19 protein-coding genes are annotated in these 16,829 nt (G+C 72.9%); 8 read left to right on the top strand and 11 right to left on the bottom strand.

The features are described 5' to 3' along the window. The first annotated feature begins 60 nt into the window (after positions 1–60). Positions 61–1,446 carry a pyridoxal-dependent decarboxylase gene (locus tag MUY14_RS20270; protein ID WP_247024623.1) on the top strand — a complete coding sequence of 462 codons (1,386 nt, stop codon included), beginning with the start codon at positions 61–63 and terminating at the stop codon, positions 1,444–1,446. Here the strand turns inward: MUY14_RS20270 and MUY14_RS20265 are convergent. Then, entirely contained in the window at positions 1,443–3,077 is a 1,635-nt protein-coding gene (locus tag MUY14_RS20265; RefSeq protein ID WP_247024621.1) for a thiamine pyrophosphate-dependent enzyme, read from the bottom strand. The genes MUY14_RS20270 and MUY14_RS20265 overlap by 4 nt on opposite strands. 14 nt (positions 3,078–3,091) lie before the next feature. On the opposite strand from MUY14_RS20265, the gene MUY14_RS20260 reads away from it, so the two are divergent. Both MUY14_RS20260 and MUY14_RS20255 read left to right on the top strand, forming a co-directional pair. Next, complete coding sequence (locus tag MUY14_RS20260) at positions 3,092–3,754, top strand: GntR family transcriptional regulator (protein ID WP_247024620.1); 663 nt, start codon at positions 3,092–3,094, stop codon at positions 3,752–3,754. Between the two features lie 38 nt (positions 3,755–3,792). After that, a complete protein-coding gene (locus MUY14_RS20255; protein WP_247024618.1) occupies positions 3,793–4,638 on the top strand; it encodes an alpha/beta fold hydrolase in 846 nt (281 codons plus the stop codon). Here the strand turns inward: MUY14_RS20255 and MUY14_RS20250 are convergent. The 3 genes from MUY14_RS20250 to MUY14_RS20240 form a co-directional block, all read right to left on the bottom strand. Continuing rightward, the gene (locus MUY14_RS20250) at positions 4,612–5,616 is read right to left on the bottom strand and encodes a pirin family protein (RefSeq protein ID WP_247024616.1); all 1,005 of its coding nucleotides are present in this window, start codon (positions 5,614–5,616) and stop codon (positions 4,612–4,614) included. The genes MUY14_RS20255 and MUY14_RS20250 overlap by 27 nt on opposite strands. 161 nt (positions 5,617–5,777) lie before the next feature. After that, positions 5,778–6,068, bottom strand: a complete 291-nt coding sequence (locus tag MUY14_RS20245) for a hypothetical protein (protein WP_247024615.1) — start codon at positions 6,066–6,068, stop codon at positions 5,778–5,780. A gap of 182 nt (positions 6,069–6,250) precedes the next feature. Continuing rightward, positions 6,251–6,685, bottom strand: a complete 435-nt coding sequence (locus MUY14_RS20240) for a single-stranded DNA-binding protein (protein WP_247024613.1) — start codon at positions 6,683–6,685, stop codon at positions 6,251–6,253. Positions 6,686–6,809: 124 nt separating this feature from the next. Between MUY14_RS20240 and MUY14_RS20235 the strand changes: the two genes are divergently transcribed. Continuing rightward, a complete protein-coding gene (locus MUY14_RS20235) occupies positions 6,810–7,421 on the top strand; it encodes a PhoU domain-containing protein (RefSeq protein ID WP_247024611.1) in 612 nt (203 codons plus the stop codon). A 564-nt stretch (positions 7,422–7,985) separates the two neighbouring features. Here MUY14_RS20235 and MUY14_RS20230 read toward each other — a convergent pair. Further along, on the bottom strand, positions 7,986–8,453 hold the full coding sequence (locus MUY14_RS20230) for a zinc-ribbon domain-containing protein (protein WP_247024609.1): 468 nt from the start codon (positions 8,451–8,453) through the stop codon (positions 7,986–7,988). A gap of 92 nt (positions 8,454–8,545) precedes the next feature. On the opposite strand from MUY14_RS20230, the gene MUY14_RS20225 reads away from it, so the two are divergent. Next, positions 8,546–8,971: a nitroreductase/quinone reductase family protein gene (locus MUY14_RS20225; RefSeq protein WP_247024607.1), complete on the top strand. Its 426-nt coding sequence runs from the start codon at positions 8,546–8,548 to the stop codon at positions 8,969–8,971. On the opposite strand, the gene MUY14_RS20220 is transcribed toward MUY14_RS20225, so the two are convergent. The 5 genes from MUY14_RS20220 to MUY14_RS20200 form a co-directional block, all read right to left on the bottom strand. Then, a complete protein-coding gene (locus MUY14_RS20220; protein WP_247024605.1) occupies positions 8,968–11,082 on the bottom strand; it encodes a transglycosylase domain-containing protein in 2,115 nt (704 codons plus the stop codon). The genes MUY14_RS20225 and MUY14_RS20220 overlap by 4 nt on opposite strands. 36 nt (positions 11,083–11,118) lie before the next feature. Continuing rightward, the gene (locus MUY14_RS20215) at positions 11,119–11,940 is read right to left on the bottom strand and encodes an ABC transporter permease (protein WP_247024603.1); all 822 of its coding nucleotides are present in this window, start codon (positions 11,938–11,940) and stop codon (positions 11,119–11,121) included. Beyond that, positions 11,900–12,703 (bottom strand): ABC transporter ATP-binding protein, encoded by an 804-nt coding sequence (locus tag MUY14_RS20210; protein ID WP_247024601.1) that lies wholly within the window; start codon positions 12,701–12,703, stop codon positions 11,900–11,902. The genes MUY14_RS20215 and MUY14_RS20210 overlap by 41 nt, the downstream gene beginning before the upstream one ends. Continuing rightward, complete coding sequence (locus MUY14_RS20205) at positions 12,700–13,140, bottom strand: MarR family winged helix-turn-helix transcriptional regulator (RefSeq protein WP_247024599.1); 441 nt, start codon at positions 13,138–13,140, stop codon at positions 12,700–12,702. The genes MUY14_RS20210 and MUY14_RS20205 overlap by 4 nt, the downstream gene beginning before the upstream one ends. A gap of 70 nt (positions 13,141–13,210) precedes the next feature. Further along, the gene (locus tag MUY14_RS20200) at positions 13,211–13,531 is read right to left on the bottom strand and encodes a helix-turn-helix transcriptional regulator (protein WP_247024597.1); all 321 of its coding nucleotides are present in this window, start codon (positions 13,529–13,531) and stop codon (positions 13,211–13,213) included. Positions 13,532–13,616: 85 nt separating this feature from the next. Between MUY14_RS20200 and MUY14_RS20195 the strand changes: the two genes are divergently transcribed. From MUY14_RS20195 to MUY14_RS20185, 3 genes are all read left to right on the top strand, one after another. Continuing rightward, a complete protein-coding gene (locus tag MUY14_RS20195; RefSeq protein WP_247024595.1) occupies positions 13,617–14,606 on the top strand; it encodes an NAD(P)-dependent alcohol dehydrogenase in 990 nt (329 codons plus the stop codon). Between the two features lie 224 nt (positions 14,607–14,830). After that, positions 14,831–15,388 (top strand): PspA-associated protein PspAB, encoded by a 558-nt coding sequence (locus MUY14_RS20190; RefSeq protein ID WP_247024593.1) that lies wholly within the window; start codon positions 14,831–14,833, stop codon positions 15,386–15,388. A 230-nt stretch (positions 15,389–15,618) separates the two neighbouring features. Continuing rightward, positions 15,619–16,260 carry a hypothetical protein gene (locus MUY14_RS20185; RefSeq protein WP_247024591.1) on the top strand — a complete coding sequence of 214 codons (642 nt, stop codon included), beginning with the start codon at positions 15,619–15,621 and terminating at the stop codon, positions 16,258–16,260. Here MUY14_RS20185 and MUY14_RS20180 read toward each other — a convergent pair. Next, complete coding sequence (locus MUY14_RS20180; protein ID WP_247024589.1) at positions 16,179–16,814, bottom strand: hypothetical protein; 636 nt, start codon at positions 16,812–16,814, stop codon at positions 16,179–16,181. The two genes, MUY14_RS20185 and MUY14_RS20180, sit on opposite strands and share 82 nt — an antisense overlap. Between the last annotated feature and the right edge of the window lie 15 nt (positions 16,815–16,829).

The following is a 16,829-nucleotide window of genomic DNA, read 5'->3' as shown; positions in this document are numbered from 1 at the left end:
GGGCCAGTTTCGCGGGATTGGCCCGCGACAGCCGCGGTCGGGGGCGCTTAGCGTCGGGGGATGTACGCGAGGCTTGCCGAAGACCTGGATGCGCTGCCCGATCTGCTTGACGCCGCGAGCAAGCTCGCTGCCGGTGCGCTGGCCGGGGTGGGGGAGCGGGCGGTGGTCGTCCCGCCCGGGGTTGTCACGCCGGCGGCGCTGCCGGGTGGTGGGATGGGGGCGCGGGGTGCGCTCGAGGAGTTTTCGCGGCGGTGGGAAGGCGGGTTCGCCGCCAGTGCGGGGCCCCGGTACCTCGGGTTCGTCACCGGTGGGGCGACGCCCGCGGCGCTGGCCGGGGACTGGCTGACCTCGGCGCACGACCAGAACCCCGCCAGTGGGATGGACTCCTCGGCCCAGGACCTCGAGCGCGAGACCGTCGGCTGGCTGGCCGAACTCTTCGCGCTGGGGCCCGAGTTCTCCGGGGCGTTCGTCACCGGGGCCACCATGTCGACGGTGACCGGGCTGGCCATCGCCCGCGAGTGGCTCGGGGAGCGGGCCGGGGTGACGGTTTCCGACGACGGTGCCGCCGCGCTCGGGCCGGTGACCGTGCTGTCCGGGGCGCCGCATTCGAGTGTGCTGAAGGCGTTGTCGTTCCTCGGGATGGGGCGCTCGGCGCTGCGGGAGGTGCCAGTGCTCCCGGGACGTGAGGCCGTCGACGTCGGGAAGCTCGCCGAAGTGCTCGAGACGCTTGACGGGCCGGCCATCGTCGTCGCCAACGCGGGGACCGTCAACACCGTCGACTTCGACGACCTGCGTGCGATCGCCGAACTCAAGCGGCGCCACGACTTCTGGCTGCACGTCGACGCCGCGTTCGGCGGGTTCGCCTCGCTGGTACCGGAACACGCCGAGCTGACCGCGGGGCTCGAGCTGGCCGACTCGGTCGTCGTCGACCTGCACAAGTGGCTCAACGTGCCCTACGACTCGGCCGTCCAGTTCACCCGGCGGCGCGACCTGCAGCTGCGGGTGTTCGCCAACAATGCCGCCTACCTCGGCGAAATCGGCGAGACGCCGGACTTCCTGCACCTCACCCCGGAGAACTCCCGGCGGCTGCGCGCCCTCCCGGCGTGGTTCTCGCTGACGGCCTACGGCCGCGACGGGCACCGCGAGATCGTCGAGCGCTGCGTCGCGCTGGCACGCGACCTCGGCGCGCGGGTCGACGGCTCGCCGCACTGGCACCTGCTCGCGCCGGTGCGGCTCAACGTCGTCTGCTTCGCCCCGGCCGGGGACGGCACCCAGGACCGCGTCGACGCCCTCGTCCGCGCCATCGCCGAGGACGGGACCACCTTCCTCACCCCGACGGTGTACGACGGCCGCCCGGCGCTGCGTGCCGCGTTCAGCAACTGGCGGACCACTCCGGCCGACGTCGAGCGGGTCTTCGCCGCGCTGGAGCGCGTCGCCGCCGGCTAGCTGCGGTCGGACTTCGGCATCAGGTACTTCCACGGCGAGGCGCCGGCGCCCAGTTCGCACGGGACGTGCACCAGGGCCGGGCGGCCCGACGCGAACGCCTTGTCCAGTGCGCCACGCAGGTCGTCCGGGGTGCGGGCGGTCAGGCCGAGCGCGCCGAACGTCTCGGCGAGGCGGGCGAAGTCCGGGTTTCGCAGCTGCCCGCCCAGTGCGCGGCCCTCGAACAGGCGCTCCTGGTCGAGGTGGACGTTGCCGTAGTGGCCGTTGTCGAACACCACCGCGACCACGTTGAGTCCGTATTGGACGGCGGTCGAGAGCTCCTGCGCCGCGAACATGAAGCCGCCGTCGCCGGCCACCGACACCACCGGGCGGGCGGGGAAGGCCGCCTGCACGCCCAGTGCCGTCGGGTAGCCGAAGCCGAGCGTGCCCTGGTGGCCGCACGTGATGAAGGTGCGCGGCGCGTAGACCTCGAACCCGAAGTAGGACGCGAAGCCGACCTGGCAGATCTCCTCGACGAAGAAACCGTCGCGGGGCAGCACGTCGCGGATCGCCCGCAGGTATTCCAGCTCCGGCCCGACGTCGGTGAAGCGCTGTGCCACCGCGGCTTTCAGCGCGGTGAACTCCGCCGTCCGGTCCGTCCGTTGTGGACCGACGGCCGCGGTGAGGGCGGCCGTCGCGTCGGCCGCGTCGGCGATGACCGGGACGTCCGCTTCGAGCCGGGTCGCCTGCCGCGGGTCGATGTCGAGCAGGATCGTCTTCAGGCCGGCGGGCTTGCCCGGCCAGCGGAACCAGGACAGCTCCATCCGCGACCCGATGCCGACCACGACGTCCGTCTCGGCCCACCGCTCGAAGCCGGCGGCGCAGGTGAAGCCGAGCGGGTGGTCGTCGCCCACGATGCCGCGCCCGCCGCGGAACGCGACCACCGGTGCCTGCAGCCGCTCGGCCAGCGCCCGGACTTCGGCGGCCGCGTGCCGGGCGCCGCCGCCCACCATGATCATCGGGTGCTTCGCGCCGGCCAGCAGCTCCGCTGCCTGCTCCACCGCGGCCGGGTCGACGACCGGGCGGGGAAGCGGCAGTGGGCCGGCGGCTTCCGCCGGGGCGCGCATCCCCAGCACGTCCCACGGCACCGCCAGCGAAACCGGCCGCGGCCGCCCGCCCGCCGCCTCCCGGAACGCGGTCGCCAGCGCGTCCGGGACCGCGGAGGGGTGCTCGGCCAGCGCCGACCACTTCGTCATCGTGCGCAGCGTCGCCAGCTGGTCGGGCATCTCGTGCAGGTGCCCCAGTCCGCGGCCGAGGTACGCGCGCGGGATCTCGCTCGTCAGGCACAGCACCGGCGCGCTCGCCCCGTACGCCGAGAGCAGCGCGGCCGACGCGTTGAGGACACCCGGACCCGGCACGACGGTGCAGACGCCGGTCCGGCCGGTCGCCTGCGCGTACCCGAACGCCATGTAGGCCACGGTCTGCTCGTGCCGGGCGCCGATCACCCGGATCTCGCCGCCGGCGCGGGCGAGGCTGTCGAACAGGTCGTAGGTCTGCACGCCGGGCAGCCCGAAGACGGTGTCCACGCCGTGGGCTCGCAGCCCGTCGACGATCAGGTCGGCCGCGGTCGGGGCCGGGGACGCAGGGGAGACCATATATTGTTTCCTACATGATCAGCGCGTCCTCGGGAAGACCGGTCACGAAGTCCCAGCTGGCCTACGAGACGATCAAAGCCAGGATCCTGGACGGCAGCTACGGGCCGGGGTACCGGCTGGTGCTGGACCAGATCGGCCGCGAACTCGAGGTCAGCGCCGTGCCCGTGCGCGAGGCGCTGCGCCGGCTGGAGGCCGAGGAGCTGATCGAGTTCGAACGGAACGTCGGCGCCCGGGTGACCGCCATCGACCCCGTCGCCTACCAGTACGCGATGCAGACCGTCGCGATCGTCGAGGGCGCCGCCACCGGACTGGCCGCGCCGCTGCTCACGCCGGACGCGCTGGTGCGGGCCCGCGCGCTCAACGACCGGATGCGCCGCAGCCTCGCCGAGTTCGACCCGCTGGCGTTCACCGCGCTGAACGCCGAGTTCCACGAGGTGCTGTTCGGCGCCTGCCCGAACCCGAACCTGGTCGACCTGGTGCAGCGCTGCTGGACGCGGCTCGCCGCCGTCCGCGACAGCACCTTCGCCTCCGTGCCGGGGCGGGCGCCGGAGTCCGTCGAGGAGCACGATCGCCTGCTCGCGCTGATCGAGGGCGGCGCCGCGCCGGACGAGGTCGAGCGGTTCGCCCGCGAGCACCGGCTCGCGACGCTGGAGGCCTACCTCGCCCGGACCCGGTGACGCTTGTCCCGGCCGGCGCCGGGTGCCAGGGTCTGGCCATGCCGATCTTCTCCGCGCCGGACGGGACCGGGCTCGCCGTCCACCTCGCCGGCTCCGGCGCCGAGCCGCCGGTGGTCTGCCTGCCCGGCGGCCCGATGCGGGCCGGGGCCTACCTGGGGGACCTTGGCGGGCTCGGCGCGCACCGGCGGATGGCGGTGCTGGACCTGCGGGGCACCGGGGACTCCGCGGAGCCGGTGGACCCGGGCACCTACCGGTGCGACCGCCAGGTCGAGGACGTCGAGGCGCTGCGCAAGCACCTCGGCCTCGACCGGTTTGACCTGCTCGGGCACTCGGCCGGCGCGAGCCTGGCCGTCCGGTACGCCGAGCGGTACCCGGAACGCCTGCGCCGGCTCGCGCTGATCACCCCGAGCCCGCGGGCCGTCGGTCTCGAGCTGCCGGTGTCCGAACGGCGGCGGATCATGGCGCGGCGGGCCGGCGCGCCGTGGTTCGAGGCCGCGGCCGCCGCCTACGAGGCCATCGCCGCCCGGACGGCGACCCGTGCCGACTGGGCCGCCTTCGCGCCGATGTACTACGGCCGCTGGGACGACGCGGCCCGGCGGCACCAGGCCACCGAACCCGGCCAGCGCAACGGTCCGGCCGCGCGGGCGTACAACGCACCCGGCGCCTTCGAGCCCCCGGTGACCCGGGCCGCGCTCGGCGGTGTCACCGCCGAAGTGCTGGTGCTGGCCGGCGAACTGGACTGGATCGTCAGCCCCGCCGTCGCCGCCGAGTTCGCCGCGCTCTTCCCACACGGCCGGGCGGTGGTGGTGCCCGGTGCCGCGCACTACCCGTGGCTGGACGACGCGGCCGCGTTCGGCTCAGCCGTGGGTGGTTTCCTGGCCTGACGCCGGGTTGCGGCGCGGCTTGATGCGGACCGCGGGCAGCGCCGGGGCGGGCAGCCGCTCGCCCGGGTAGCCGGTGACGCTGCCGAACTGGTCGGACTCCGCCTCCCAGGCTTCGCGGAAGGCCGCGATCTCCTCGTGGGTGCGGCCGACGAAGTTCCACCACATGAGGATTTCCTCCTCGAACGGCGTGCCGCCGAGCAGGAGGAACCGGGCCGGGCCCGGCCCGCGGTTGCTGAGCGTCAAGGTGCGGACGCCGGTGCCCACGTAACCCAGCTCCGCCGCCCGGACGCGGGTGCCGGCCACCTCGACGTCGCCGGCGTCGACGAGGACGCCGTGCTCGAAGCGGGGATCGACGCCCAGGGACATGTGGGCGTCCGGGCCGAGGACGATCTCCGCGCCGAGCAGCGGGGTGAACGTCGGGATCGGGGACGTGCGCCCGGCCAGCGAACCGAGGAACACGCGGATCTCGGCGCCTTCGATCCGGTTCACCGACGGCACGTAGTGGTCGAACGCGCGGGCCGTGTGCCGGTGCCGCTCCGGCAGCGCCACCCAGAGCTGGACACCGTGCAGGGTTTTCGTGGCCGCGGTCGAGACCTCCGAGTGGCAGATCCCGTTGCCGCCCGTCATCAGGTTGAGCTCGCCGGGGCGGACCATCGCGTGCGTGCCGAGGCTGTCGCGGTGCTCGATCTCGCCGTCGAAGAGCCAGCTCACCGTCTGGAGGCCGGTGTGCGGGTGCGGGGCGACGTCCATCGCGCCGGGGGCGGCGACTTCGTCGGGGCCGTAGTGGTCGGCGAAGCACCAGGCTCCGATGAGCGAGCGGGAGCGCTGGGGGAGGGTCCGCCGGACACGCATCGCGCGCGGGCCGCCGAGGGGGACTTCGCGCGGGGTGAGGATCTCGACGGCGGGGCGGTCGGGATCGGTGGCCGTCGGGCGGTCGGCGCACGCGAGCTCGGCCGGGGTGGCCTCGGTGTTGCTCATGGCCGCCACGGTAGTCGCGGTGGGCGCGCCGGGCCGAGGCGCTGCCCGCCCGGGACGGGGTGCGCGAGGCGGCTGCCGGTGGCCGGTTGCTCGCCGGGGCGTCCCCCGGTGAACGCCGGGACTTTGCTTTGTGGAGTTGTCAAACAGCTACCCGATCGCCCTCAGGCGGCCGGGCGGTGCTTCTCGGTCAGGACGGCGTGGCCCGCCGTCGTCAGGATCGCCGGGACCAGCTCGCCGGGGCGGCCGGGGCGGGAGGGGCGGACCAGGCCCTGGTGGGCCAGTGCGTGGGCGGAGAACTGGTCGCCGCACGAGAGGCCGTCGATGAAGAGGTCCGGTTCGCTGCTGCAGGAGACCAGGCCCCGGCCCGCGGCGACGGCTCTCAGCATCGCGCGCATCCGGTGGTTGAGCTCGGGGCGTGCTCCCGGTGATCCGGCGTTCTCGTTCCCGTTCATCTCGGTCCCTCCCGCTCTGGTTCGGCCTCGTCCTACCCGTGCGTCGAACCGGCTGAGCGGATTTCGACAGCACACCCGGGTTCGGTCCGGCCTGAGCGCTCCTCCATCGTCACCGCCGTTGATCCAGTACGGCTCGAAACCCCGTCGACGGGTGTTCGGGTGCCGGGCGCGAACGGATGGGGTCAGAACGGAGGCGCGGCCGCCGCCACCGGTTCCGGGGTCCAGCTGCTGCTCCCTTCGACACCGGTCGGGCGGCTGGTCTTGGTGACCTTGGCCGTGGCGTAGCGCAGGCAGGGGCCGAGTTCGTCGACGTCGAGTTCCGTCACCGTGCGCTTCTCGCCCTCTGCGGTGTCGTACGACCGCTGTCTCAGCCGGCCGTGCGCGATCACGCGGGACCCGCGCAGGAGGGACTCCGCCGCGTTTTCCGCGTACTGCCGCCACACGCTGCAGCGCAGGAACATCGGGTCGCCGTCGCGCCATTCGCCGGACTCGCGATCGAGCTGACGGGGGGTGGACGCGATCGTGAAGTTCGCGACCGCGGCGCCGGCCGGGGTGAACCGCAGTTCCGGGTCCGCCGTCAGGTTGCCGATCACCGTGACCATCGTTTCGCCCGCCATGGGACTCTCCTTCCGCTCCGGTGCGGGGTGCACCGCTCTCGCCGTCGAGGAGAGCACGGGGGACCGACAATTCCGGGCCGGGCGACGAGGTGCCGGAACCCGGCCGGGCTGGTTTCCTGCCGCCATGCCGACGGCGTTTCAGAAGGAACTGGTCACGCTCGCCCACCGGCTGGCGGACCTGTGCGCGCTCGTCGCGAGCGCGCTCGAAGAGGCCACGCGCGCGGCCCTCGAAAGTGACCACACGCTGGGCGGACGTGCCCGCGAACAGGCCGCGGCGGTGGCCGCGCTCGGGGCCGCTTGCGAGGACCAGGCAGGGGCGCTGCTGGCCCTGCACGCGCCGCGGGAGGAGGAGGTGAAGGCGGTTCTCGCCGCCGTGCACGTCGCTGCCGAAGTCACTCGGATGGGTGGACTTGCGCGGGAGATCGCGGAGGCGCGGGGAGTCGTGCCGGCGCCGGTGCGGCCCGTGGTGGCCCGGTTGGGGGCGCAGGCGGCCGAGGCTGCCCGGGTTCTGGGGGAGCTGCTCGGAGGTGGGGTCGGGGGCGGGCTCGGTGACGTCGTCGCGTTGGCTGCCGCGGGTGAGGGGGAGTTGCGGGAGCTGGCTGGTGGGCCGGAGTGGGTTTACGGGCGGCGGGCGGCGGTGGATGTGGTGCTGCTCGGTGCCGTGTTCGCGCGGTTTGCCGGGATGGCGGGGCGGGTTGCTCGGCGGGCTGCCGGATTTGCGCCGGTTGGGGCTTAACGAGGGACTGGTGAGGCGCGGGGTTGCCTGCGCTTGGGATCGGTGAGGAGGCGGCGCCTGGCACCGCAACGGTGGATGGGGCCGGTTCGAGGGCCGGGCGGTGTGGTGGTGTGCGGGCCCGGGGTGGGGCGGCTGGTGCGCGGGTCGACTCGGCTGGGATTGGCGAGAGGTACGGCGTCGCGATGGTGGGTGGCGCCCGGCTCGGTTCGGGGGTTGGGCGGCTGGTGCGCGGGTTGGCTTCGGCTGGGATTGGCGAGAGGTACGGCGCCGCGATGGTGGGTGGCGCCCGGCTCGGTTCGGGGGTTGGGCGGCCGGTGCGCGGGTCGGCTCGGCTGGGACGGGCGAGAGATACGGCCCTGGCACCGCGATGGTGGGTGGCGCCGGGCCCGGCGAGCTGCCCGGCGTCACGAAGTCGAGCTGGTGGGCCGGATGCCGAAGCCGGACCGGGGCCGGGTTCGGGGGTTGGGCGGCCGGTGCGCGGGTCGGCTCGGCTGGGATCGGCGAGACAAACAGAGCCCGGCACCCCGAGAACGGGTGCCGGGCTCTGCTCGATCGAGTAAGGGCTTACTGGCCCTGCTGGGGGAACTGGCCCGGCCGGCCCGGCTGCGGGAAGCCCTGCGGCTGGGACGGGTGCGGGGGCTGGAAGCCCTGCGGGGCCGGGAAACCCTGGGGCTGGGACGGGTGCGGGGACTGGAAGCCCTGCTGACCCGCGTCCTGCGTCGGGAAGCCCTGCGACGGGTGCTGCGGCTGGGACGGGTGGGGCGGGTAGCCGGCCGCCGCCTGGGGCTGGGGCTGCTGCTCCTCCTGGGCCTGCAAGCGGACCGCGTCCTCCTTCGGGATGCGGTTCTCGATGCCGCAGAAGGTGCACTGCGCGCTGTACTTGACGCCGATCGGGAAGAGCGGGATGAAGAACAGCGTGAACTTCGTGACCGCCTTGCGGACCGCGTGGGAGGCGGGGTTGCCGCAGCGGCCGCAGAGGAACGTCGTCATCGCCAGCACGTAGATCCGTGTCCGCCAGCCCCAGATCAGCATCGGTCTTCCTTCTTTCGGTCCGTGTTCGCCGCAGCCTCGCACACCGGTGTGCCGCGGCGTGGCGGTTTGGGGGAACTGGCAAGATTGGGATCATGCCGAGCGACCGCGTCCTGAAGACGATGAATGCCGTGCACCGCGGCCTGATCAAGCTCACCGGCGGGCGGGTGGGGTGGCAGGCGGGCATGCCCGTCCTCGAGCTCACCACGGTCGGGCGCAAGAGCGGGCAGCCGCGGACCGTGCTGCTCACCTCGCCGCACCAGGAGGGGGACGTACTCGTCGTCGTCGCCTCGCGCGGCGGGGACGACACGCACCCCGCGTGGTTCCTCAACCTGCGGGACCGGCCGGACGTCGAGGTGTCGCTCAAGGGCGCGCCGAAGCGGCCGATGCGGGCGCGGATCGCCGACGCCGAAGAGCGCGCGAAGCTCTGGCCGAAGATCGCCGGTGACTTCAAGAACTACGCGCAGTACCAGACGAAGACCGAGCGGGAGATCCCGCTCGTCTTCCTCGAACCGCGCTAGTTCCGCGCCTGCAGGTACGCCGGGTCCGGGCCGGGGATCGGCTGGTCCGGCACCCCGGCCAGCAGCTGGCTCATGGCGTGGAAGTACGGCGGCGCGGCGACCGTGCCGCCGAACGCGCCGTGGCCGCAGTCGCCCAGGTGCACCGGGGTGCCGGGGCAGATCTCGCGCGGGTGCGAGCCGTCGGCGAAGACCATGGACGAAACCGCGTAGCCGTCGACGCCGCCCACGAACGCGACCGATTCGCTCTGCTGGGTCGTGCCCGTCTTGCCGATGTCGGGGCGGGTCCAGCCGGCCGCGTGGGCGGCCTGGGCCGACGTGCCCTCGGTCGTGTCCTTGCTCAGGCCCGCTTCCAGGGTGTTCGCGACGCCCGTCGGGATGACCTGCTCGCACGCCTGCCGCGCCACCGGCACGGCGTTGCCGTTCCGGTCGGTCACCGACAGGATCGGGTCCGGCGGGCACCAGACGCCACCACTCATCAGCGTCGCCGAGACGTTGGCCATCTCCAGCGGGCTCACCGGGCTGTTGCCGAGGGTGAACGACAGCAGGTTCTGGAAGTACTTCGACTGCGGCTGGCTGTACTGCGGGTTGCTCGACGCGGGGTTCGGCGTGGCACCGGCGTCGTTGGTCGCGAGGGTGTTCCGCAGCCCCAGCTTGTACGCCATGTCGAGCACCGCCGGCATGCCGACCTGGCTCTCCAGCCCGACGAACGCGACGTTCGGCGACGTCGCCAGCCCGTCGGCGAGGCTGATCGGATCGGCGTAGTGGCCGTCGTTGTGGACGGTGTAGCACGACGCATGCGAGTCCGGCACCGGGAAGCACTGGCTGTCCGGGTTCGGCAGGGGCGTCTCCAGGCCCGCCTTGCCCGTGACGAGCGCCGCGGCCGAGGTGAAGATCTTGAACGACGAGCCCGCGCCGAACTCGTTGCTCGCGTCGGCGACGATGTCGGTGGACGTCTCGCCCTGCGCCGGATCCGTGCCGTAGTCGCGGTTGGCGACCATGGCGAGCACCTGGTGCCCGGTCGAACCCGGCTGGACGACGGCGAAGGTGTTCGCGACGCCGTCCTGGGTCGTCGGCACGTTCGCGTCGACGGCGTCCTTCGTCACCTGCGAGACGCGCGGGTCGAGCGTGGTCTTGACCGTGTACCCGCCGGTGGCCAGCTGGTCCGCCGTGAAGCCGGCGTGCACGAGGTAGCTTTCCGCGTAGGCGCAGAAGAACCCCGCGTCCGGCGCCGCGCCCATGCAGGTGGCGGACGGCGTCACGGGCCCGTTCGGCAGCAGCCCGAGCGGTGCCGCCTTCGCCGTCGCCGCGTACGACGCCGGGATCGAGCCGTTGGTGACCATGTCGTCGATGACGAGGTTGCGGCGCTGCAGCGCCTTGCCGGCGTGCGTGTACGGGTTGTAGACGCTGGGGTTGTTCACCATTCCGGCGAGCAGGGCGGCCTGCGGCACGGTCAGTTTGTCCGCCGTCGTCCCGAAATACGCTTTTGCCGCCGCGCCGACGCCGTACACGGTTCCGCTGAATTCGACCACGTCGAGGTAATCCGCCAGGATGTCGTCCTTGCTCGTCGTCGCGTTGAGCTGGACGGCCATTTTCGCCTCCCGCAGCTTGCGGGCGAGCGAATCCTCGCGGTCGGCCTGCTGGGCCACCGGGTCGGTCCGGTCGACGACGTTGATCAGGTAGTTCTTGACGAACTGCTGCGAGATCGTCGACGCGCCCTGCAGCGCGCCGCCGGTGCTGTCGTTCAGCGCCGCGCGCAGCGTTCCCTGCAGGTCGACGCCGCCTTCGGAGTAGAAGCGGCGGTCCTCGACCGCGATGATCGCGGCCTTCATGGTCGTCGCGATCCCGGCCGAGGTGGCCGGGAGTCGGTACTGCGCGTAGAGCGTCGCGATCGGGGTGCCGTCGCGATCGGTCACGGTCGTGGTCAGCGGGGGATCGGCCGCCGCGAGCTGGGCGGAAATGGTGTCCACCGAATCGCTCACCTGATTCGACAGCAGGCCCGCGCCGATGGCGGCGGGCGCCACCGTTCCCGCCACCAGAATTCCGGCGAGAACGCACAATCCGACCAAAGAGAACACGCTGGGGCGACCATTCACGGAACCGAGATTAGCCATCCGGGAATGAAGCTTCCGTTCGGTGAGAGATGGGCCTCACCGGGCCAACCTGCCGAGCAGCGCCGAAGCGACCGAAATCGCCACCGCCGTCGCCGCGGCCAGCACGCCGAAGTCGAGGCCCAGGTGCGCGGGCGTGCCGATCAGCAGGCCGCGCAGCGCGTCCACCTGGTAGCTCAACGGGTTGACGTGGCTGAGCACCTTCAACCACGACGGCATCAGGTCCACCGGGTAGAGGGCGTTGGAGCCGAAGAACAACGGCATCGTGATCGCCTGCCCGATGCCCATCAGCCGTTCGCGGGACAGCACGATCCCGGCGATCACGATGGACAGGCAGCAGAAGAACGCCGACCCGAGCACGACGACGACGGCCATCGCGAGCAGCTTCAGCGGGTTCACGGTCAGCCCGACGCCGAGGATAGCGGCCAGCACCAGCACCATCAGCGCCTGCACGAGCGCGCGGACTCCCGCCGCGAACGCCTTCCCGGCGACGAGGGCCGCGCGCGGGGTCGGGGTCACCAGCAACTTGGCGAGCACACCCGCGTCCCGCTCCCAGATGATCTGGATGCCGTAGAAGATCGCGATGAACAACGCCGACTGCGCGAGGATGCCCGGCGCCAGGTAGTCGAGGTACGGCGTCGAGCCGGTCGGGATCGCCTTCAGCCGGGTGAACGTCTCCCCGAAGATCAGCAACCAGAGCGCGGGCTGGATCGCGCGGGTGAGCAGCTCGGTCTGGTCGCGGCGCAGCTTCTGCAGCTCCACCAGGCACATCGCGCCGACGCGGGCGGCGAGCACGCGCAGCCGGCCGAGCGGGCCCGGGTCAGCCGAGACGGCGGGCGGTACGGCGAGTGGCACGGACACCGCGGATCCCTCCTTCGTCGCTTTCGAGGCGGTCGCCGGTCGCCGCGCGGAACACGTCGTCCAGAGTGGACTCCGGGCCGAGGCCCGCTTCCAGCTCGGCGGGGGTGCCCAGTGCGCGGATCCGGCCGGCGTGCATCAGTGCGACGCGGTCGCAGTACTGCTCGGCTTCGTCCATGTAGTGGGTCGTGACGAGCACGGTCATCCCGGTCGCCGCGCGGATCTCCGTGATCCGCTCCCACACCGACGAGCGGGCGACCGGGTCGAGGCCGATCGTCGGTTCGTCGAGGATGAGCAGCCGCGGGGAGCTGACGAGGGCCTGGGCCAGCTCGAGGCGGCGGATCATGCCGCCGGAGTACGTCTTGGCCGTGCGGTCGGCGTCCGCCTCGAGCCCGACCAGCTCCAGGGCGTTCCGCACCTGCTGCGAGCGCCCTGCGCGGGGGACGTCGAAGAGCCGGGCGAACAGCGCGACGTTTTCGCGGCCGGTCAGCGCGCCGTCGGCGGACAGCTGCTGCGGGACGTAGCCGATCAGCCGCCGCACGGCCATCCGGCGGCGGGCGACGTCGACGCCGAAGACGGTGATCTTCTCCGGCGCCGCCGGCAGCAGCGTGGTGATCATCCGGAGGGTGGTGGTCTTGCCCGCGCCGTTCGGGCCGAGCAGGCCGAACACCTCGCCCGCGCGGATCTCCAGGTCGACGCCGTCCACCGCGCGGGTCGGGCCGAACGAATGGCTCAGGCCGGTGCAACGCACCGCGGGTCCGGTCATGGCTGCTCCTTCAGGACGCCCATGAGTTTTTCCAAGGCGGGCAGCGCGTTCTCGATGGCTTCGCGGTCCTCTTCGGACAGTGCGGTGAGGGCTTCGGCGACAAGCCCGGTCCGGGCGCGCCGCCACGACGCCATCCGGTCGCGCGCGGCGCCGGTGATCTCCAGCCGGGCCGCGCGCCGGTCGGCGGGGTCGGGTTCGCGGCGTAGCAGCCCGGCGTCGGCGAGCTGGTTGACCAGCGTGCTGACCGAGTTGTTCGCCAGGTGCAGCTCGCGGGCGGCCGCGGCGACGCCGATGCCGGGGTGGTCGGCGACCACGCGCAGGACCTCGACCTGCGCGCCGGGCAGCGGGGAGCCGGGAACTTCGGCGCGCACGCGGCGGCGCACCACGCGGCGGATCCCCTGGACGGCGCCCAGCAGCCGGTCGGCGAGTGCGGTCATACCGCCAAACTAGCTCTGACTCAGATCTATTAGCAACGCTAAATGTCTGGTTGGGGCGGAAGGTCCCGGATCAGCGGGCGGCTTCGGCGAGGGCCAGGTCGAGCAGGCCCGGGAAGCGGGCGTCGAACTCCTCGCGGCGCAGGGCGTTCAGTCGCTGGGTGCCGCTGTCCCACTGCTTGAGCAGGCCCGCTGCGCGGAGGATCTTGAAGTGCCGGGACGCCGCGGGCTTGCTGACCGGCGGCATGATCGCGCCGCACGACTGGCCGGGTTCGCGGGCGAGGGCGGCGACCATGGCCAGCCGGTGCGGGTCGCGGAGGGCTTCGAGGGCCGCGCCGAACGGGACGTCGTCGAGGGCCGGGTGGTCCAACGGGGTCGCGGTGCGGCTGGCCATGTCCCGAGTATCCCTGGTTGCCGGGGCGCGCGTAGCTGTGCCATGGTCGATGTTAGTCATTTGGTTAACATGAAGGAGGTTCCCGGTGCGCGTCTACCGTCCCGAGGCCGGAAAACCGGTTCAGCGCGACGAGCCGATGCCCGAACCGCAGCGCGGGGAAGTGCTCGTCCGCGTCCGGGCGACGTCGCTGAACTACCGCGACCTGCTGATCCTCGACGGCGACCACTTCAGCACCGGGCCGGGCGGCCTGATCCCGCTGTCCGACGCCGCGGGCGAGGTCGTCGCGGTCGGCGAAGGCGTCACCCGCTTCGCGGCCGGAGATCGGGTCATCGGCGGCTTCCACTCGCACTGGATCGCGGGCCGGCTGCCGGACACGCTGGTCGGCTACGGGAACGGCCAGGACGGCTGGCTCGCCGAGTATCGCGCCGTCGGGGAACACGCGCTCGTCGCGCTCCCGGATTCGCTCGGCTTCGAACAGGGCGCGACGCTGCCGTGCGCCGCGGTCACCGCGTGGACGTCGCTCGCCGGCGTGCGCCCGGGCGACGTCGTGCTCACCCTCGGCACCGGTGGCGTCTCGCTGTTCGCCCTGCAGCTGGCCAAGCAGCGCGGCGCGCACGTCGTCGCGACGACGTCGAGCGCGGAGAAGGCGGCCAAGCTGACCGAATGGGGCGCCGACACCGTCATCGACTACCGGGCGACGCCGGAGTGGGGCAAAGCGGTCCTCGACGCCACCGGCGGCCGGGGTGCGGACCGGATCGTCGAGGTCGGCGGGCCGGGCACGTTCGCGCAGTCGCTCGTCGCAGCCGGGACGCACCACGCCGAGATCGCACTCGTCGGGTTCGTCGGCGCCGACGGGCCACCGGTCGGGTTCATGGACCTCTTCCGCAGCGGCGCGACCCTGCGGAAGATCTGGGTCGGCAGCCGCGAGGACACCGAGGACCTCCTCCGGTGGCTCGCCGTCCGGCCGCTCGAGCCGGTCGTCGACAGCGTTCACCCGTTCGACGACGCGGACGGGGCCTTCGAGCGGTTCCGGAGCCGGCAGGACCTCGGGAAGGTCGTCATTTCGGTGGCGTGAGGCGGGCGGGTACCGCTGATCGGTCGAACCTGACCCGGTGTGACCGTTCGGCGGCGAAGTGCTGCCGTTCGCCGCGTGACCGCGTGGTTCCGGTCCGGAACCACGCGGTGCGGGAGCATGCTGTCCTCTCCGACCCCGGTGTCCCCGCGCCTGACGTCCATTGTGGACATTGCCAGTGCGCCCGGCCCGGCGGTCTTTTCGACCGGAGATAGGACACCATCGTCGTGACCCTGCTGGACAGCAAGCTCGTCCGGTGCTGGACGTCCCGCCCGCACCTGCAGTCCCTCTACACCCTCGCCGCCGCGGCACCGCGGATGCGCGCCGCGCTCGGGCTGGCGCCCACCGGCGGGGGCACGGTCGATTTCAAGGTGACCGGGGACGCGCTGGCCCGTACCGAAGCGGAGCTGCTGGCCGCGACGTCGGCCCGGCTGCCGGTGCACCCGCTGGTGACCCAGGACCTCGACGGCCGCTCGACGGTGCGCTGCTGGCGCCGCAACCGCGACCTGCGCGTGCTGACCGGTGACCTGGTCGACGTCGCGGACCGGCTGACCCGGGCGGGGTACGGCGGCTGCCTGCGGTTCGCGACCGTCGAGTTCGGCGAGCAGACCGGCCGCCTCGACCGGAAGCTCGCGCTGGTGTACCTGTTCGACCGCGGCACGTTCCACACCGCGCCGGTGCCGGGCACCCGGCCCCTCGACCGCTCGCTGGAACTGCGCGCGCGGGCCGCTTTGCACGGGGCGCTGCCGCTGGAACCCGACGCCCAGCGCCGGTTCGTGCTCTGAGGGTGCCGCCGAAATACGCCGATCGGCGCGGTCACGGCGTTCGGCGAGGATGCTGCTCTCGTCCGATCGGAGGAGATGGCGTGGCTTCTCGCCTGAACCCGGCGAAGGGGCGGAGCACAACCCGGGCACGAACGTGACGGTTCCGTTCGAAGCGGGACCGTTGCAGCGGGCGTCCTCGTCGGTGACGATGAGGTGACGGCGCCGCGAGGCGCCGGGCCGAAGGAGGCCCGATGGCGGGTACCCCGTGGATGTGCGCGCAGTGCGGCGCGGTCAACGACCCCGCCGCCGGGCGCTGCGGCACCTGCTCGAGCCTGGCGCCGGGCCGGGCCCGCGCCCGGGCGCTGTGGGTGCTGCTGACCCTGATGGTGGTCGCGGGCCTCGCGGTCGGCGGCGTCCTGCTGTTCACCGGGCGCTCGAAGCCGGATCCCGCCGCGTCCGGGCCGTTCCCGGCCTACACGACGCCCGCGTTGCCCACGACCAGGACCGTGGTCACGACCGCCGGCACCCTCACGCCGCCGGTCACGCCGTCGACGTCCACGCCCACGACCTCGGCCACGCCGGCCGGGAAGCCGTGCCCCGGCGACGCCGCGCACTACCTGCCCGGCGGCCAGGGCACCGTGCTGCTGGCCGCGCAGACGGTGAAGTCGCAGGTCACGATCTGCCGGACGCCCGACGGCCGGATCTTCTACGACGGCCAGGCCCGCGGGCAGACGGCGTCGGGCGACACCCACATCGTCCTGCCCGCCGAGGCCTCGGGCGACGGTTTCGTCGCGGTGAACGGCGACTACACCTACAAGGTGGGCGGCGGCAGGCTGGTCGTGTCGGCCGGGTCCGAGGTGCTGTCCGACGAGCCGCTGACCACCGTCGGCTGAGCGCCGATCGCCTCGATGGCGGTGAGCGGTTCCGCGTCGAACCCCAGGTCGAGGCGCATCTTCGCGCGCAGGAGGCGGTAGCCGCGCTGGCCCGCGGTCCAGAGGGCGCGGTTTTCCGTGCCGGGGTGGTCCGGATCCAGCAGCCGCGAGGTCAGCCGCATCCGCGGCAGCGTCGCCTCGCTGACCAGCTCCCGCACGGACTCCGGCGCGTGCAGCACGACCGGGCCGAGCGCGTGCTGGGTCTCGCTCCGCACCTCGCGCAGCTCGGTGACCTGGTGCTCGTCGACGGGTTTGCCGAGCTCACGGGACCGGAGCGCGCGGAACAGGACCGCGTCGAACGCTTCGAGGACGCCGAGCAGTTCGGCGTAGGCGCCGGCGCGAGTTTCGTGGGTGCGGGCCTCGCGCTCGCGCTGCCAGCGACGTTCTTCACGGGCGGTTTCCTCGGCCATCCGCTTCGCCTCGCGGCGGCCGGACAGCAGCTGCGTGGCGAGCACCCCGGCCAGGCCGAGCAGCGCGACGACGATCGGTATCCACACCGGGACCTGCGAACCCACGAGCGCACCCTACCG

It is taken from the genome of Amycolatopsis sp. FBCC-B4732 (genome assembly GCF_023008405.1).
GTDB lineage: Bacteria > Actinomycetota > Actinomycetes > Mycobacteriales > Pseudonocardiaceae > Amycolatopsis > Amycolatopsis pretoriensis_A.
The sequence above is the reverse complement of the archived record's forward strand: the minus strand, read 5'-3'. Positions and strand labels throughout refer to the sequence as shown.

Coding starts and splice junctions, on each gene's coding strand:
- MUY14_RS20270 (WP_247024623.1), top strand. CDS start 61: ATGTACGCGAGGCTTGCCGAAGACCTGGATGCGCTGCCCGATCTGCTT.
- MUY14_RS20265 (WP_247024621.1), bottom strand. CDS start 3,077: ATGGTCTCCCCTGCGTCCCCGGCCCCGACCGCGGCCGACCTGATCGTC.
- MUY14_RS20260 (WP_247024620.1), top strand. CDS start 3,092: ATGATCAGCGCGTCCTCGGGAAGACCGGTCACGAAGTCCCAGCTGGCC.
- MUY14_RS20255 (WP_247024618.1), top strand. CDS start 3,793: ATGCCGATCTTCTCCGCGCCGGACGGGACCGGGCTCGCCGTCCACCTC.
- MUY14_RS20250 (WP_247024616.1), bottom strand. CDS start 5,616: ATGAGCAACACCGAGGCCACCCCGGCCGAGCTCGCGTGCGCCGACCGC.
- MUY14_RS20245 (WP_247024615.1), bottom strand. CDS start 6,068: ATGAACGGGAACGAGAACGCCGGATCACCGGGAGCACGCCCCGAGCTC.
- MUY14_RS20240 (WP_247024613.1), bottom strand. CDS start 6,685: ATGGCGGGCGAAACGATGGTCACGGTGATCGGCAACCTGACGGCGGAC.
- MUY14_RS20235 (WP_247024611.1), top strand. CDS start 6,810: ATGCCGACGGCGTTTCAGAAGGAACTGGTCACGCTCGCCCACCGGCTG.
- MUY14_RS20230 (WP_247024609.1), bottom strand. CDS start 8,453: ATGCTGATCTGGGGCTGGCGGACACGGATCTACGTGCTGGCGATGACG.
- MUY14_RS20225 (WP_247024607.1), top strand. CDS start 8,546: ATGCCGAGCGACCGCGTCCTGAAGACGATGAATGCCGTGCACCGCGGC.
- MUY14_RS20220 (WP_247024605.1), bottom strand. CDS start 11,082: ATGGCTAATCTCGGTTCCGTGAATGGTCGCCCCAGCGTGTTCTCTTTG.
- MUY14_RS20210 (WP_247024601.1), bottom strand. CDS start 12,703: ATGACCGGACCCGCGGTGCGTTGCACCGGCCTGAGCCATTCGTTCGGC.
- MUY14_RS20205 (WP_247024599.1), bottom strand. CDS start 13,140: ATGACCGCACTCGCCGACCGGCTGCTGGGCGCCGTCCAGGGGATCCGC.
- MUY14_RS20200 (WP_247024597.1), bottom strand. CDS start 13,531: ATGGCCAGCCGCACCGCGACCCCGTTGGACCACCCGGCCCTCGACGAC.
- MUY14_RS20185 (WP_247024591.1), top strand. CDS start 15,619: ATGGCGGGTACCCCGTGGATGTGCGCGCAGTGCGGCGCGGTCAACGAC.